Origin of the sequence: Catenulispora sp. EB89, assembly GCF_041261445.1 — a bacterium.
Taxonomy (GTDB): domain Bacteria; phylum Actinomycetota; class Actinomycetes; order Streptomycetales; family Catenulisporaceae; genus Catenulispora.
The window spans coordinates 15,963-30,480 of sequence record NZ_JBGCCU010000007.1 but is presented as its reverse complement, the minus strand read 5'-3'; the positions used below and the strand labels follow the sequence as shown (position 1 = coordinate 30,480).

Here is a 14,518-nt window from a genome sequence, read left to right as displayed (position 1 = left end):
GGGCTCGGGGGGCGGCGGGCGAGGGCTGGGCCATGGGGAAAGTCAATCACAGGGTGGTGGGGGCGGTTGGGGCGGCGCGGGGTGGGGTGGGCGCGGGGCGGTGGTCGAGGCGGGGGCGGGAGCTGGGGCGGCACGGTGGCCGGGGCGCGGAACTGGCACGGCGGTCGAGGCGGGGGCGGGGCGTTCTGGTCGCAGGATCGCCAGGGTCAGTGCGCGCAGGCGGCCGGCCACGTCCGGCTGCTCGGCGAGCCGCCGGGTGCGCACCGAGTCGTTCACGACGGCGAAGGCCGCGTAGATCCGGATCCTGATCTCGGCGTCGGTGCGGTCGGGGAGCGCGGCGGCGAGGCCCGCGGCCCAGCGCTGGACGTAGCAGCTGACCAGGCGGCGGACCTCGACGCGGTCGCGGTCCGGGAGGTTGTGCGCCTCGGCGTGGAAGGTCACGACCAGGCCCCGGTTGGCCACGACGGTCTCGACGTAGCGCCGGACCAGCTCCTCGACCCACGCCGTGGCCAGCTCGGGATCGGCGGGGATCGGGGCGAGACCGTCGAGGGTGGCCTCGAGCCGGTCGCCGAGGCGCCGGACGACGGCGCGCAGCAGGTCGGCTTTGCCCGCGAAGTGCTTGTAGACGCTGGGGCCGGCGATGCCGGCGGCAGTGCCGACGTCCTCCATCGTGACGCCGTGGTAGCCGGATGCCCAGAACAGGCGCGCCGCCTCGGTGACCAGTTGCTCGCGGCGGTTCGCAGGCTCCTGAGCCGATGGGATCGGCGAGATCGGCGGGATCGCTGAGGACTCCGCCGAGGATGTGGGCAGTTCGACACGCAGGACGTCGGCGGCGATTCCAGCCAGCAGACCTTCGAGGTCCGGCAGCGCGGGCCGGATCCGGTGGTCCGACACGCTGCCGAGCACGCTCAGGGCGGACCAGGCGAGGAGGTTCGCGTCGGCGGCAGCCAGCTCGGGGCGCATCCGCCGCAGTTCCGCGACCGGCACTGCGGGTCCGGAGCGCATGCGCTCGGCCATCTCGGCGGCGTCGTCGGGGGCCAGGTGCCGGAATTCGCGCCGCCAGAGGACGCCGAACTCGGGGTGGCGCACGACGTAAGCGGCGAACGCGTGGACAAGTGCATCGATTCGCTCGGCCGCCGAAACCTGCTCGCCCGCCTTCGCCGGCGTCTCGACCCCGATCGTCGTGACCCCGACCGTCGTGACCCCGATCGCCTCGATCTCGTCGAAGCCGGCGCGCATCAGCTCGGCCATGATCGCCTGCTTGCCCGGGAAGTGCCGGTAGATCGCGGGGCCGGACACCCCGGCCGCGGCGGCCAGCTCCCCGACCGAGACGTTGTGGTAACCGTCACGGGCGAACAGCTCGCCGGCCACCGTCAGCAGCTGCCGGCGCCGCGTGGCGCCCCGCGTGGTCACCACGGGCCTCCCTGCCGCCGCCGATCATGCGCGGCCCGATCGTAGCAAGCCGACAGAGCGTTGACGTGTGATACAGAGTTACATAATCTGTCACATCGCTGCCCACCAACACGTCGTCACCACGAGACGAGCACTCTGAGACGAGGACTGTGTTGACCGCCACGCTGCGACTCCCCGCCGACCCGGCCGAGGTCACGCTTCCCGCGCTGCTGCACCGCAACGCCGCGGACCACCCGGACCTGCCCGCCTTGTCCTGGCACGCCGACGGCGCGCCGGAGTGGACCACGCTGACCTGGGGCGAGGTCCGTGCCCGGGTGCTGAACCTGGCCGCGGCGCTGGCCGGGACAGGCGTCCAGCACGGTGACCGGGTCCTGCTGATGATGCCGAACATCGCAGAACACTGGCTCTGCGACCTCGCGCTGGTCCACCTCGGCGCGGTTCCGGTAAGCGTCTACGGCACCGCCGCGCCCGACCAGATACGCCACATCGCGCGGCACAGCGGCGCCGAGATCGCGATCCTGCACAGCCCGGCCGAGGCCGAGCGCTGGGAGCCGGCGCTGGCCGACACCGGGTCCCGGGTGAGCCGGCTGTTCCTGGTCCAGCCGGGCACGCCGGATCCGCGCGTGGCCGATCTGGAGCGGACCGGCGGGGACGTCGCCGCGGTGGAGGCGGCCTGGCGCGCCTGCTCGGCGCAGGACCTGCTCACCGTCGTCTACACCTCCGGCACCACCGGCGACCCCAAAGGCGTCGCGGTCACGCACCGCGCGATCGTCACCAACGCGCTGGCCCTGGACGGCGCGACCGACCTGCCGGCGCATGTCGAGCACGTCTGCTACCTGCCCTTCGCGCACATCGCCGAGCGCATGCTGGGCATCTACCTGCTCGTCCACCGAGCAGCACACGTATATCTGTGCCCTGATGCGGCGGAGTTGGGCACGGTGATCCGCGACGTGCATCCCGTGCAGTTCTTCGGCGTCCCGCGCATCTGGGAGAAGCTGGCCGCCGCCGTCCAGGGCGCCTTGGAGCGGCTTCCCGCTGAACAGCAGCAGGCCGTGGCCGAGGCCAACGAGGTCGCGCTGAAGTACCTGGACGCGCTGGAACGCGGCCAGACGCCGTCGGAACCGGTGGCCGCCGCCTACGCCGCGGCCTCCGAGCGGGTGCTCAAGCCGATCCTGGCGTTCGGCGGCCTGGACCGGATCACGAGCGCGACCAGCGCCTCGGCGCCGATGCCGCCGGCCGTCCTGCGGTTCTGGGCCGGGTTCGGGATCCAGATCATGGACGCCTGGGGCCTGACCGAGACGATGGGCGTCGCGACCGCCAACTCCCCCGGCGCCTTCCGGACCGGCTCGGTCGGCACCCCGACCGAGGGCGTGGAGATCCGGCTGGCCGCCGACGGCGAGATCGAGGTCCGCAGCGGCTTCGTCACCACCGGCTACCTGCGCGCCGACGGCAGCGTGGAGCCGGTCACCGACGCCGACGGCTGGTTCGCCACCGGCGACGTCGGGCGGCTGGACGCCGACGGCTTCCTGTGGCTGACCGACCGCAAGAAGGAACTCATCATCACCTCGCAGGGCAAGAACATCTCCCCCGCGCTGGTCGAGAACGCGCTGAAGGCGCATCCGCTGATCGGCCAGGCGATGGCCTACGGCGACGGCCGCCCCTACCTGGTGGCGCTGCTCGTCCTGGACCCCGAGGCCGCCGCACGGACCCCCGGGCCGCTCGACGCCGAAGTGGCCGCGGCGGTCCAGGCCGCGAACGCCACGCTGAACCGCGCCGAGCAGGTGAAGCGGTACGCGGTCCTGGACCGCGAGTGGGGCCCGGAGACCGGCGAGCTGACGCCGTCGCTGAAGCTCAAGCGGCGGGTCGTCGTCCAGCGGTACGGCCGGGACATCGAAGAGCTGTATCAAGACCGAGACACCGAGAAAGGCCCCTGATCCATGACGAGCACCCCCACCACCCTGGCCGGCCGCACCCTGCTGATCTCCGGCGGCAGCCGCGGCATCGGCCTGGCCATCGCCGTGCGCGCGGCCCGCGACGGCGCGAACGTGGCGCTGCTGGCCAAGACCGCCGAGCCGCACCCGCGGCTGCCCGGCACGATCCACACCGCCGCCGCCGACATCGAGGCGGCCGGCGGGGCCGCGCTGCCGATCGTCGGCGACGTCCGCGACGACGCCACCGTCGAGGCCGCCGTGGCCGCGACCGTGGAGCGGTTCGGCGGCATCGACATCGTGGTCAACAACGCCTCGGCGATCAACCTGTCGAAGACCCCTGATCTGAGCATGAAGCAGTACGACCTGATGCAGGACATCAACTGCCGCGGCTCGTTCCTGCTGACCAAGACCGCGCTTCCGCATCTGCTGGCGTCGCAGAACCCGCATGTGCTCACGCTCTCCCCGCCGCTGAGCCTGAAGCCGCACTGGGTCGGCGAGCACGTCGGCTACACCATCGCCAAGTACGGGATGAGCCTGACCACGCTCGGGTTCGCGCACGAGTTCGCCGCGCACGGCGTCGCCGTGAACTCGCTGTGGCCGCGCACGCTCATCGCCACCGCGGCGGTGCGCAACCTGCTGGGAGACGGGGTCCTGCACTCGCGGACCGCGGAGATCATGAGCGACGCCGCGCACGCGGTCCTCACCCGGCCGTCCCGGGAGTGCACGGGCAACTTTTTCATCGACGAGGATGTCCTGCGCGAGGCCGGAGTGACGGACTTCGCGAAGTACCTGTCCGAGGGAGCCACCGAGGAATCGCTTCAAGAGGACTTCTACCTTGATTGAGGACACTGAGATCACGGACACCGAAATCACGGACACCGAAATCACGGACACTGAGATCACGGACACCGACCAAGCGGTCGCGGTCGCGGCGTTGTTCGGGGACGCCGGCACGCCGCCGGAGGACGCGACCACCGAACGGATCCTGGACGCGGCGCTGGCGCAGTTCGTCGACTTCGGCCTGCGCCGCACCTCGGTCGACGACGTCGCCAAGCGCGCCGGCGTGTCGCGGGTGACGGTGTACCGGCGGTTCCAGAACCGCGACGTACTCGTCGGGGCCACGCTGGCACGCGAGTACCAGCGGTTCCTGGCCGTGCTGGACCCCGTTGTCAGGGTTCTGCCGACGATGCAGGAGCGCATCGTCGAGGGGTTCCTGGCGACGCTGCGCCACGTGCAGTCGCATCCGCTGCTCGGCGGGCTGCTGCGGTCCGAGCCGGAGACGGTGCTGCCGGCGCTGACCGTGGACGGCGGCCCGGCGCTCGTCGCCATGCGCGACTACCTGACCCGGGCCTTCGAGCACTTCCAGCGCGAAGCAGGGGTCGAAGACCCGGATCCGGCGCCGGCCGCCGAGATCATGGTGCGCATCGTGATGTCGTTCCTGCTGAACCCGACGAGTTGCGTCGACCTCGCCGACGACGAGGCGGCGAGGTCGTTCGCGCGGCGGTATCTGGCGCCGATGGTCGGTCGCTGAGGGCACTTATATCTTCGGCTTGCGCTTCAGGTAGGCCAGGGGAGGTCTGCGTCGTCGGGTCGTAGTACCGGTAGGCGTGGTGTGCGCTCGGCCCCACCGGCCAGCCGATCGGGATGCCGGAGGCCGGGTCGGCGGTCTTGCCGGCCGGGGGCGGTCCGGCCTGGACCGTCGTGCGGTCGACGGCGTAGAGGTGGTCGTCGGGCATCGAGGGCAGGCCGGTGATGGTTAGGGTCTGGTCGTCGGCGACGAGCGCGGTGTTGCCGGACGTGAAGACGACGTGGATGTGCCGGTCGAGGGTCAGCGGCACGCCGCTCTTCATCGCGCCGGCCAGATCGCCCATGGGGCTCCTTGGGATTCCTGGGACTTGTTCGGTCTTCTTCGGACTTCAGCCGGGGACGCGCACGGACTCAGGGGTCGGACCCGCCGGTGACCGGATCAGGGAAAGAAAGTTAACGCTGCCTAGCCGTTTCAGCAGTGCTGTTGCAATCTGCGATCGCCAGCGGTCCGCATCGCCCGGCGCCGTTCGCGCGCCCGGGCCCGACTCGGGAGTGGGCATTGGCCGACTACGCCACGATCCGTTACGCCGACGCCTCGCACATCGCGACGGTGACCCTCAACCGCCCCGAAGCGCGCAACGGCTACACCTTGCAGATGGCCGACGAACTCGCCTCCGCGCTGCGGCGTGCCGACGCGGACGACGACGTGCGCGTGGTCGTCCTCAACGGCGCCGGCCCCACGTTCTGCGTCGACGCCGACCTGTCGCCGGCCGACGACGGCGACCGGTCCTTCGGCGCGAGCGGCGACCCCGGCGCCGCGGCGGCCGTCGCCGCCGGGACGTATCAGGAGCCTGCCGGGCAGGTCACGTCGGTGATGTACGCGATGGCCAAGCCGGTCGTGGCGGCGGTGCACGGGGCGGCGGCCGGCGTCGGGGCGACGATGCTGCTGCCGGCGGACTTCCGGCTGGCCGCCGAGGGGGACGACGTTCCAGCTGGCGTGGGCCGCCAGCCCTGAGCCGATGCACCGCGCCGATTCGCGGCTGGTGTACGAGACGGTGCGGGGGCCGGACGCGGCCGAGGGGTGCTGTCGTACTTCGAGAAGCGGGCGCCGGAGTTCCCGACGAGCGTTCCCGGTGGGTTGCCGGACTACGCGGGGCGGCTGCTCAAGTAGGGCAGCGCTGACTTATGCGAGAGGTGGTTGTCGGCGCACGGATCGCAGCTGCTCGTGAACGACGTCGGCGACGGCAGAGGTCTGACTCAGGAACGGCGAGTGGCTGCACTCCCAGGTCTGCGAGCTGTCGCAGCGTGCTGCGAACCGGGCTGAGAGCGAGGCTGGGATCGCGCGGTCTTCGCTTCCGGCGATGTACAGCGACGGGACGTCACGCCAGCTCACGCGGGTCGGAGTCGCCGCGAAGACGGACGCGGGCTCGGGACGCAGGAGCTCGACGGCGCGCGCCGCTGCTTTGTCGTCCACGTCGCCGTAGAGGTTGGCGCGGGCGTCGTCGGGGTCCACGGCCAGGCGGCCGGTGGCGTCGGGGGCCAGGGCCAGGCCGGTCGGCGGGGCGCCGTCGTGCTGCTCGACCTCGGCGAGGAGCCGGGCCGGTGATTCGCCGGCGTCCAGGAGCCAGGCGGTGAGGAAGACGATGCCGGCGGTGCCGCGGACCGTGGCGGCCGTGACTCCGCCGAAGGAGTGGCCGAGTACCAGCGGGGGCTGGTCCGCGCCGGCGACGATGTCCTCGACGAGGGCGGTGCTGTCGTCGAGGGACAGTTCGTAGAGATCGGGGACCGCCAGTTGCAGACCGCGGGAGCGCAGCTCGTTGGCAAGGTCGTCGTAGTGCGCGGGCTGGTGCCAGGCGCCGTGGAGAATGATCACGTCCGTCACGACGGCAGCCTATGCGCGGCGGAAAGTGGCTGCGTGGCGTGCATTGAGCATTGGAGATGAAGCGGCCACAGGGTGTGGCTGCTGGAGGCTCTCAGCCCATCACGCGCACCGGGTTGCCGTCGCGGAACGCGGCGATGTCCGCCACGGCGTCTCCGTAGAACGTCTCGTAGAGGTCGCGGGAGACGTAGCCGATGTGCGGGGTGGCAAGTGCGTTCGGCAGTGTCCTGAGCGGGTGGTCGGCCGGGAGCGGTTCGATGTCGTAGACGTCGATCGCGGCTTTGCCGATCTGGCCGGTGCGCAGGGCCTCGATCAGGGCGGCCTCGTCGATGATCGGGCCGCGGGAGGTGTTGACCAGGATCGCCGTGCTCTTCATCGCGGCGAGTTCGGGGGCGCCGACCAGGCCTCGGCTGCGGCCGCTGAGGACGAGGTGGATGGTCAGGACGTCGCTGGCCGCGAACAGCTCCTCCTTCGCGACGGCCTGGACGCCGTGCTCGGCGGCCTTCTCGGCGGTGAGGTTCTGGCTCCAGGCGATCGTCGTCATGCCGAAGGCCTGGCCGATGCGCGCCACCTCGGAGCCGATGCGCCCGAGGCCCAGCAGGCCGAGGGTCTTGCCGTGCAGGCCGGTGCCGAGGCCCAGCTGCCAGCCGCCGGCGCGCAGCGAGGCCGCCTCCTCGGGCAGGTTGCGGGCGGCGGCCAGGATCAGGGCCCAGGTGAGCTCGATGGTGGGTGTCGCGGAGTAGCCGGTCCCGCAGACCGTGACGCCCAGGCGCCGGGCCGCGTCCAGGTCGATGGCGGCGTTGCGCGGCCCGGTGCTGACCAGCAGGCGCAGGTCGCCCAGCTGCTCCAGGACCTCGGCCGGGAAGCGGGTGCGCTCGCGCATCGCGACGATCACGTCGTAGCCGGCCAGGGCGCGGACGGCCTGGTCGGCGTCAGCGAAGGGCTCGCCGAACACGGTGGTGTCGGCGTCCAGGCTCGCCCAGTCGGCCAGGCTCAGGGCCACGCCCTGGTAGTCGTCGAGGATCGCGATCTTCATGCGGGTAGCCACGTCTGAAGCTTCTCACGCAGCGGGAGGCCGTGCCCCAGGCGGCTCGGTCAGCGGAACGGGCCGCCTCGGATGCGTCCCATGATCAGGCAGAACGCCACCGCCGCCAGGATCCAGCCGAGGTTCTTGATGTGCGCTATGTGTGGCAGGTGCTGCTGCCATGTTTTCAGGCTCGTCGCCACTGGTCCTCCTGGGCGTCGTGGCGGTACCGAGGTACCAGTCATCAGGGTGCGGACTAGTCGTGCTTAGTCGTGCTTAGTCGTACTTAGCCGTGTTTAGTCGTGCTTGGTGCGGACGAGCCCGGTGTCGTAGGCGAGGATCACGGCCTGGACGCGGTCGCGCGCGCCGACTTTGGCGAGGATGTGGCCGACGTGCTTCTTGACCGTCGACTCGGACAGCACGAAGCGCTCGGCGATCTCGGTGTTGGTCCATCCGTTGCCGACGGCGACCAGGACCTCGCGTTCGCGGTCGCTGAGGTCCTTCAGGCGGGGGTCCTGGGCCGCCGCGGCGTCGGAGGGGGCGAGGACGCCGTGGGCGTAGGCGTCCAGCAGGCGGCGGGTCAGGCTCGGGGCCACGACGGCGTCGCCGGTGGCCACCGCCTGGATGCCGGCCAGGAGTTCCTCGGGGCGGGCGTTCTTGAGCAGGAAACCGCTGGCTCCGGCTCGCAGGCCCTGGTAGGCGTACTCGTCGAGGTCGAAGGTGGTGACGATCAGGACCCTGGTGCGGCCGCCGGCGGCGACGATGCCGCGGGTGGCCTCCAGGCCGTCCATGCCGGGCATCCGGATGTCCATGAGGACGACGTCGGGATGCAGGTCGGCGGCCATGCGCACGGCCTCGGCGCCGTGGCCGGCCTCGCCGACCGGGGTCACGCCGTCGGTGCCCTCCAGGAGCATGCGCAGGCCGAGGCGTTGCAGGGGCTGGTCGTCGACGATCAACACGGTGGTGGTCATGGGCGGGGGCCTTCGCTGGTGGGGTCGTCGGTGAGGTCGCTGGTGAGGTCGTTGGCGGGGTCGATCGTGGCGTCGAGGCGGACGTCGACGGTCCAGCCGAGGTGGTCGTGGCGGGGGCCGATGCCGACGGTGCCGTTGTAGAGGGCTGCGCGTTCGCGGATCCCGATGAGGCCGTGGCCGCCGTCGGTCGCGGGCATCGGTGCTGCCCGGGCATCGGCGGGTGCGCCGGTGTCGGTGATGCGGACGTCCACCGAGCCTGCCGCGGCTGTCACGGAGACCTCTGCGGTGGCCGCTGTTCCGGCGTGTTTGAGGGTGTTGGTCAGCGCTTCCTGGACGATGCGGTAGACGGTGAGTTGCAGACCGCTGCCGAGTCCGGTGAGGTCGCCGGCGGTGCGGTAGGTCACCGGCAGGCCGGCCGCGCGGACCCGGGTCAGCAGCGCGTCCAGGTCGCCGATGCCGGGTTGGGGGCTCAGGTCGGGTTGTGAGCCGGCGTCGGGGTTCGCGTCGTCATGGTCCTCGCGCAGGGCGCCGAGCACGCGGCGCAGCTCGTTCATGGCCTGGCGGCCGGTGTCGGCGAGCAGGTGCAGGGTCGGCGCCGAGGGCTCGGCGTCGCGGTCGGCGAGGGTGGCGGCGCCGTCGGCGAGCGTGACCATGACCGACAGGGTGTGGCCGACGATGTCGTGCATCTCGCGGGCCACGCGGGTGCGTTCGGCCGCGGCGGTGAGGCGGGTGCGCTGGTCGCGTTCGACCTCCAGGCGGCGGGCCCGGTCCTCCAGCGCGGTCAGGTACATGCGGCGGGTCCGCAGGGTCAGGCCGGTGGCGGCGGTGGCGGTCACCATCCCGAGCAGGAAGAGCAGGACGCCCAGCCAGTCATGGCCGGACACCAGGTTGGTCGCGACGACGACGTTCTGGCCGGCGGCCAGCGCGACCGCCGGACCGAGCAGCCGCAGCCGGCCGTTCCGGGCCACGGCGAACAGCGCGACGAGGGAGGCGATGAAGGTGGCCGTCAGCCCGATGCCGAGCGCCGCCGCGACGAAGCTCACGACCGTGACCAGGACGAACACCGTGGCCGGGGCGCGGCGGCGCCACCACAGCGGGACGACGCCCGCGCCGGCCAGGAGGTACGCGAGGACGGTCGGGAAGCGGTGCCGGGCGTCGGCGTGCCCGGAGGCGGCGTGCGCACCGCCGGAGAGCAGGTCGGAGATGCTGAGGCCGACGACGATCAGGACGACCGTGGTGTCCAGCAGCCAGGGGTGGCGGTGGTCCAGCGCGCGCAGCCGCTGGCCGCGGCGGAGCAGGCCGGCCAGGACCGGATGCGCCCAGGCGGCCTCGGGCTCCCCGGGCGGCAGGGCCGTCCGGGGAGCTGCGTCGTGTCGCCTGGCCTGCGTGGCCTGCGTGGCCTGCCTGGTCTGCGTGGCCTGCCTGGTCAGCCTCGCCCGCCTGGTCAGACGTCGGCCCGCTTCAGGCGGACGGCCGCGGCGGCGAGCACGACGGCCGTCCAGGTGGCGAAGACCGCGAGGCCGGCGCCCGGCGACAGGGAGTGCGTCCCGCGGTGCAGGGCGAAGATGGCTTCGCCGGCGTTGCTGGGGAGGTAGGGCTTGACGTTGTCCTGCATCGAGCCGGGCAGCACCGCGGCCAGTCCGGGCAGGAGCATCAGGAACCCGACGAGCGCGGCGATGCTGCCGGACATGGAGCGGACCAGCGATCCGAGCGCCACGCCGAACACCGCGAACAGGCCGAGGTAGACGCCGGCGCCGGCCAGGCTGCGCAGGACCCCGTGGTCGCCGAGGGTGAGGGCGATGGCGTCGCCGTGCAGGCTCACGGCGCCGATGCCGAAGGCGAGCAGGGCGCCGAAGGTGGTCAGGACCAGGGTCAGCGCGCCGATCACGGCGCTCTTGGCCGCCAGGACCGGCCAGCGGCGGGGTACGGCGACGAACGTGGAGCGGACCATGCCGGTGCCGTACTCCCCCGCCGACATCAGGACGCCGAGGACGCCGACGATCAGGCCGGACAGCGAGGCGCCGACCAGAGCCAGGCTCACGGGGTCCTCGGAGGTGCCGGAGTGCTTGGCGCTGTGGGCGTAGACGGCGGCGGCGATCACGCCGAAGGCGATCAGGACGACGACGGAGGCCACGAGGGTGATCCAGCTGGAGCGGAGCGACCAGAACTTGCTCCACTCCGAGCGGAGGACGCGGCGGAGGGTGACCTTTCGGACGGTCAGGGTGGTGGGGGCGGTGGCGGAAGCCGTCCCGGGGACGAGCGTGGCGGCGGCCATCAGGCGACCTTCCCTTCGATGCCGGCGGTGGTGTGGTTGGCGGTGTGGCCGGCGGTGTGGTCGGCGGCGGTTCCTGTGGCCTGGCCGGCACCGCCACCGGCGCTGTGGTACTCCACAGCGTCGTGGGTGAGCTGCATGAACGCCGTCTCCAGTGACACGGACTGCGGCGTCAGTTCGAACAGCGGGATGCCGTAGTACGCGGCGGTGACCCCGATCTCGCGGGCGGTCAGACCGTGCACCAGCAGCTCCTGGTTCGCCGCCGAGGCGACGCTGACCCCGGGCGCGGCCAGCAGGCCGCGGAGCTTGGCCGTGTCGTCGGTGACCACCCGCACGCCGCCGCCTCCCGCCTGCTGCTTGAACTCGGTGAGCGAGGTGTCGGCGAGCAGCCGGCCGCGCCCGATGATCACCAGGTGGTCGGCGATCAGTTCCATTTCACTCATCAAGTGCGAGGACAGCATCACGGCGCGCCCTTCCGCGGCCAGCCCGGACAGCAGATTGCGCACCCAGAGCACCCCCTCGGGGTCGAGCCCGTTGACCGGCTCGTCGAGCAGCACCACCGCCGGATCACCGAGCAGCGCCGCGGCGATGCCCAGGCGCTGGCCCATGCCGAGCGAGAACGCCCCGACCCGCTTGCGCGCCACGCTGCCGAGCCCGGCGAGCTCGATGACCTCCTCGACACGCCGGCGCGCGATGCCGTGGGTGTAGGCGAGCGCCATCAGATGGCCGAACGCGCTGCGCCCGGGATGAACGGCCTTGGCGTCGAGCAGGACGCCGATCTCGCGCAAGGGGGTGGCTTGCTGCGCGTAAAGGCGTCCGTTCACCTTGACCGAGCCCTTGGACGGGGCGTCCAGGCCGACAATCATGCGCATCGTCGTGGACTTGCCGGCGCCGTTGGGGCCGAGAAAGCCGGTCACCTCACCGGGGCGGACGGTGAAGGAGAGACGGTCGACGACCGTCTTGTCCCCGTACCGTTTGGTCAACCCGCGCGCTTCGATCACTGCCATACTCCGTTTCGCGTTCCGTGTCCGTCGCGAACCCGCCGCGACCTGCACCTATGACGCTAGGGGCGGTTAGCGGCGGGAGGCTGGTGCCGTGGGAGACACCTCGGGGGTGGGGCTGGTACTGAGGTACCAGTCGGGTGTCAGCCTGAGGTCGTGGTGCCGAGGGGCGGGGGCGGCGGATCGGCGGCCGCCACGATGTTGTGGAGCGCGGTGCGCCGGCTGCCGGATCTGAGGCTCGCGGTGCGCCAGCGCGACCTGGTCTGGAAGGCCGATCACCGCCAGCACGCGCTGAGCGCGCTGCCCGTCACCTTCGCTGTGCAGCGCTGAGCTCAGAGAAGGCATCGCACGCCACGCGTCCCGTGCGGCTGCGTCCACCGAATGACGCCGCCGCCGCGTAGCCCGCGGTGATCGCTCCTAGCGTTCAGAGCACGACGCGGAAGGAGCGCCCGATGTCCCATCCCCTGCTGAACGCCTTCTGGATGATCTTCTGGTTCTTCCTGTGGATCATGTGGTTCATGCTGCTGTTCCGCGTGATCGCGGACGTCTTCAGCGACAAGGGGCTCAGCGGCTGGGCCAAGGCGGGCTGGCTGGTGTTCGTCTGCGTGCTGCCGTTCCTCGGCGTCTTCATCTACCTCATCACCCGCGGGCAGAGCATGGCCGATCGGGCCGAGGCGCAGGCTCGGCAGAGCCAGGAGGCCTTCGACGACTACGTCCGCAAGACGGCGGGCGACTCCGGGGCGGGCGCGGCCTCCAGTCCCGTGGAGGAGCTGTCGAAGCTCGCTGATCTGAAGTCCTCCGGTGCGATCACCGATGCGGAGTTCGACCAGGCCAAGCAGAAGATCCTGGCCTGATCCGGCGGCCCCCGACCGACAAGGACCCCGCGATGGGCTCGACCCCGGACACGGCGAATCCGAGCCTGTGGCGGCAGGCCCGGCTGGTCACCGAGCGCGGGCTGTCCGCCGATGGCGAGCCCGGCGACGTCCCGATCCTGGCGCCGGCCGGACTGGCGGCGCCCGGCTCCGGCTTCGACATCGTCACGCCCTGACCTGGCCGGCGATGGCGGCTGAGGAGGAACGTCCCGACCCGAGCGGAACGGCCGCGCAACGCCTGCGGGAGCGCTCGGCGCGGCTGGCGGCCGTGGTGCGGGCGCGTGGCAACGAGCTGAGGACGCGGCATCCGAAGCTGGCCGAGATCATCCGGGTGGCCCTGGCGCCGGAGACCATCGACCGTTGTTTCGCGGTGGCGGCGCAGATCTTCATCACCGCGGTTCCGATGACGTTGGCGGTCCTGGCGTTCCTGCCGCGGGCGCTGAGGGACCGGGTGCGGGAGAGCTTGAGCTCGCAGCTGGGGATCGAGGGCTCGGCGGCGCAGGCCGTGCACGCGTTCTTCGACGGCCAGGACAGTCTGCGCGACGCGATCGGGGTGGTCGGGCTGGTGCTGGCGCTGGCCTCGGCGACCAGCCTGACCCGGCGGCTGCAACGGCTCTACGAGCGCACCTGGTCGCTGCCGCCTGGACGGATGCGGTCCTCGGCGCTGCGCTGGGTCGCGTGGATCCTGGTGTGGGTCGTGGTGCTGTCCGCTCAGGGTCCGCTGCGGGCCGGCGTGGGCTGGTGGCGGTTCCTCGGATGGAGCGCGTCGGCGGCGATGAGCGTGGGCCTGTGGTGGTGGACGCCGCGGCTTCTGCTGCTGCGGCGGGTCGGCTGGCGGGCGCTGCTGCCGACCGCGGTGCTGACCGGGCTCGCGCAGACCGCGATCGGCGTCGGGTCCCGGTTCGTCATGCCGCGGGTGACCGGGCGCAGCGTGTCCGAGTACGGGCCGTTCGGGATCGTGCTCAGCCTCATGAGCTGGCTGTTGGTGGTCGCCGGGGCGATCGTCATCGGCGCCGGGATCGGGCGGGTGCTGGCACGTCCGGCGGCAGACCCGGCGGACACCGCAGACGCCGGCCACCCGGCGGATCCAACCCGACGGGCTGGTTCCGGTTCGGGCGATTAGCGTGGTTCGCACGTGGTGCCCCCGAAAGTAGCAGTGCCCCCGAAGGTAGAGGAGCAGAACCGGCGATGGTGAAGCGGCTGCTCGCCTACTGGGTCATCCTGGCGCTCGCGTTCGCGCTGGCAGCCTGGGTCGCGCCCGGGATGCACATCCACGGCGGACCGGTCGCCTGGCTGTGGCTCGCGGCCGCGTTCGCGCTGCTGAACCTGCTGCTCGGCACGCTCCTGCGCCTGGTCACGGCGCCGTTGATGCTGCTGACCCTGGGGTTGTTCGGCATCGTCATCAACGCGGTGCTGATCCGGCTGGTCGCGGCCTGGACCGACCGGCTGGAGCTGGACGGGATCGGGTCGGCGATCTGGGGCGCGGTGCTGGTCACGATCTTCACCTGGCTGCTCGGGCGCACCCCGCTCGGCCGGCCCAAGCGCGCGCATAAGAAGCAGCACTGAGGCCGCGGTGTCAGTGTCCGGATGCGATGCGGTGGGCACGCGGGGTGCGCGGAACGTTCGAG

The 14,518-nt window shown here is 71.8% G+C and carries 17 protein-coding genes; 9 read left to right on the top strand and 8 right to left on the bottom strand.

Annotated elements, in window-relative coordinates; genetic code table 11:
- Positions 1-42: 42 nt before the first annotated feature.
- Positions 43-1,413 (bottom strand): TetR/AcrR family transcriptional regulator, encoded by a 1,371-nt coding sequence (locus tag ABH920_RS16750; RefSeq protein ID WP_370349919.1) that lies wholly within the window; start codon positions 1,411-1,413, stop codon positions 43-45.
- A 152-nt stretch (positions 1,414-1,565) separates the two neighbouring features.
- Between ABH920_RS16750 and ABH920_RS16745 the strand changes: the two genes are divergently transcribed.
- The 4 genes from ABH920_RS16745 (at position 1,566) to ABH920_RS16730 (ending at position 5,886) form a co-directional block, all read left to right on the top strand.
- A complete protein-coding gene (locus ABH920_RS16745; protein ID WP_370349918.1) occupies positions 1,566-3,347 on the top strand; it encodes a long-chain fatty acid--CoA ligase in 1,782 nt (593 codons plus the stop codon).
- 3 nt (positions 3,348-3,350) lie between these two features.
- A complete protein-coding gene (locus tag ABH920_RS16740) occupies positions 3,351-4,187 on the top strand; it encodes an SDR family oxidoreductase (RefSeq protein WP_370349917.1) in 837 nt (278 codons plus the stop codon).
- Positions 4,188-4,278: 91 nt separating this feature from the next.
- Entirely contained in the window at positions 4,279-4,875 is a 597-nt protein-coding gene (locus ABH920_RS16735; protein ID WP_370350280.1) for a TetR/AcrR family transcriptional regulator, read from the top strand.
- A 555-nt stretch (positions 4,876-5,430) separates the two neighbouring features.
- Positions 5,431-5,886, top strand: coding sequence for an enoyl-CoA hydratase-related protein (locus ABH920_RS16730; protein ID WP_370349916.1), 456 nt, complete (start codon positions 5,431-5,433; stop codon positions 5,884-5,886).
- Between the two features lie 168 nt (positions 5,887-6,054).
- Here ABH920_RS16730 and ABH920_RS16725 read toward each other — a convergent pair whose 3' ends face one another.
- The 7 genes from ABH920_RS16725 to ABH920_RS16695 all read right to left on the bottom strand — a co-directional run bounded on the left by ABH920_RS16725 (position 6,055) and on the right by ABH920_RS16695 (position 12,018).
- A complete protein-coding gene (locus ABH920_RS16725; protein ID WP_370349915.1) occupies positions 6,055-6,753 on the bottom strand; it encodes an alpha/beta hydrolase in 699 nt (232 codons plus the stop codon).
- A gap of 91 nt (positions 6,754-6,844) precedes the next feature.
- Positions 6,845-7,786, bottom strand: coding sequence for a D-2-hydroxyacid dehydrogenase family protein (locus tag ABH920_RS16720; protein WP_370350279.1), 942 nt, complete (start codon positions 7,784-7,786; stop codon positions 6,845-6,847).
- Positions 7,787-7,845: 59 nt separating this feature from the next.
- The gene (locus tag ABH920_RS16715; RefSeq protein WP_370349914.1) at positions 7,846-7,977 is read right to left on the bottom strand and encodes a hypothetical protein; all 132 of its coding nucleotides are present in this window, start codon (positions 7,975-7,977) and stop codon (positions 7,846-7,848) included.
- A gap of 93 nt (positions 7,978-8,070) precedes the next feature.
- Positions 8,071-8,745, bottom strand: coding sequence for a response regulator (locus ABH920_RS16710; RefSeq protein WP_370349913.1), 675 nt, complete (start codon positions 8,743-8,745; stop codon positions 8,071-8,073).
- Complete coding sequence (locus ABH920_RS16705; protein WP_370349912.1) at positions 8,742-9,788, bottom strand: sensor histidine kinase; 1,047 nt, start codon at positions 9,786-9,788, stop codon at positions 8,742-8,744. Before ABH920_RS16705 ends, ABH920_RS16710 begins: the two co-directional genes overlap by 4 nt.
- 401 nt (positions 9,789-10,189) lie before the next feature.
- On the bottom strand, positions 10,190-11,020 hold the full coding sequence (locus ABH920_RS16700) for an ABC transporter permease (protein ID WP_370349911.1): 831 nt from the start codon (positions 11,018-11,020) through the stop codon (positions 10,190-10,192).
- Positions 11,020-12,018: an ABC transporter ATP-binding protein gene (locus ABH920_RS16695; RefSeq protein WP_370350278.1), complete on the bottom strand. Its 999-nt coding sequence runs from the start codon at positions 12,016-12,018 to the stop codon at positions 11,020-11,022. Before ABH920_RS16695 ends, ABH920_RS16700 begins: the two co-directional genes overlap by 1 nt.
- Before the next feature lie 156 nt (positions 12,019-12,174).
- Between ABH920_RS16695 and ABH920_RS16690 the strand changes: the two genes are divergently transcribed.
- The 5 genes from ABH920_RS16690 (at position 12,175) to ABH920_RS16670 (ending at position 14,456) form a co-directional block, all read left to right on the top strand.
- Positions 12,175-12,348 carry a hypothetical protein gene (locus ABH920_RS16690; protein ID WP_370349910.1) on the top strand — a complete coding sequence of 58 codons (174 nt, stop codon included), beginning with the start codon at positions 12,175-12,177 and terminating at the stop codon, positions 12,346-12,348.
- 122 nt (positions 12,349-12,470) lie between these two features.
- A complete protein-coding gene (locus ABH920_RS16685) occupies positions 12,471-12,872 on the top strand; it encodes an SHOCT domain-containing protein (RefSeq protein ID WP_370349909.1) in 402 nt (133 codons plus the stop codon).
- Between the two features lie 32 nt (positions 12,873-12,904).
- Positions 12,905-13,066 (top strand): hypothetical protein, encoded by a 162-nt coding sequence (locus ABH920_RS16680; protein WP_370349908.1) that lies wholly within the window; start codon positions 12,905-12,907, stop codon positions 13,064-13,066.
- 11 nt (positions 13,067-13,077) lie between these two features.
- On the top strand, positions 13,078-14,013 hold the full coding sequence (locus tag ABH920_RS16675) for a YhjD/YihY/BrkB family envelope integrity protein (protein ID WP_370349907.1): 936 nt from the start codon (positions 13,078-13,080) through the stop codon (positions 14,011-14,013).
- 65 nt (positions 14,014-14,078) lie between these two features.
- Positions 14,079-14,456 (top strand): phage holin family protein, encoded by a 378-nt coding sequence (locus ABH920_RS16670; RefSeq protein ID WP_370349906.1) that lies wholly within the window; start codon positions 14,079-14,081, stop codon positions 14,454-14,456.
- Positions 14,457-14,518: the final 62 nt, after the last annotated feature.

Coding starts and splice junctions, on each gene's coding strand:
- ABH920_RS16670 (WP_370349906.1), top strand. CDS start 14,079: ATGGTGAAGCGGCTGCTCGCCTACTGGGTCATCCTGGCGCTCGCGTTC.
- ABH920_RS16685 (WP_370349909.1), top strand. CDS start 12,471: ATGTCCCATCCCCTGCTGAACGCCTTCTGGATGATCTTCTGGTTCTTC.
- ABH920_RS16710 (WP_370349913.1), bottom strand. CDS start 8,745: ATGACCACCACCGTGTTGATCGTCGACGACCAGCCCCTGCAACGCCTC.
- ABH920_RS16675 (WP_370349907.1), top strand. CDS start 13,078: ATGGCGGCTGAGGAGGAACGTCCCGACCCGAGCGGAACGGCCGCGCAA.
- ABH920_RS16740 (WP_370349917.1), top strand. CDS start 3,351: ATGACGAGCACCCCCACCACCCTGGCCGGCCGCACCCTGCTGATCTCC.
- ABH920_RS16720 (WP_370350279.1), bottom strand. CDS start 7,786: ATGAAGATCGCGATCCTCGACGACTACCAGGGCGTGGCCCTGAGCCTG.
- ABH920_RS16700 (WP_370349911.1), bottom strand. CDS start 11,020: ATGGCCGCCGCCACGCTCGTCCCCGGGACGGCTTCCGCCACCGCCCCC.
- ABH920_RS16680 (WP_370349908.1), top strand. CDS start 12,905: ATGGGCTCGACCCCGGACACGGCGAATCCGAGCCTGTGGCGGCAGGCC.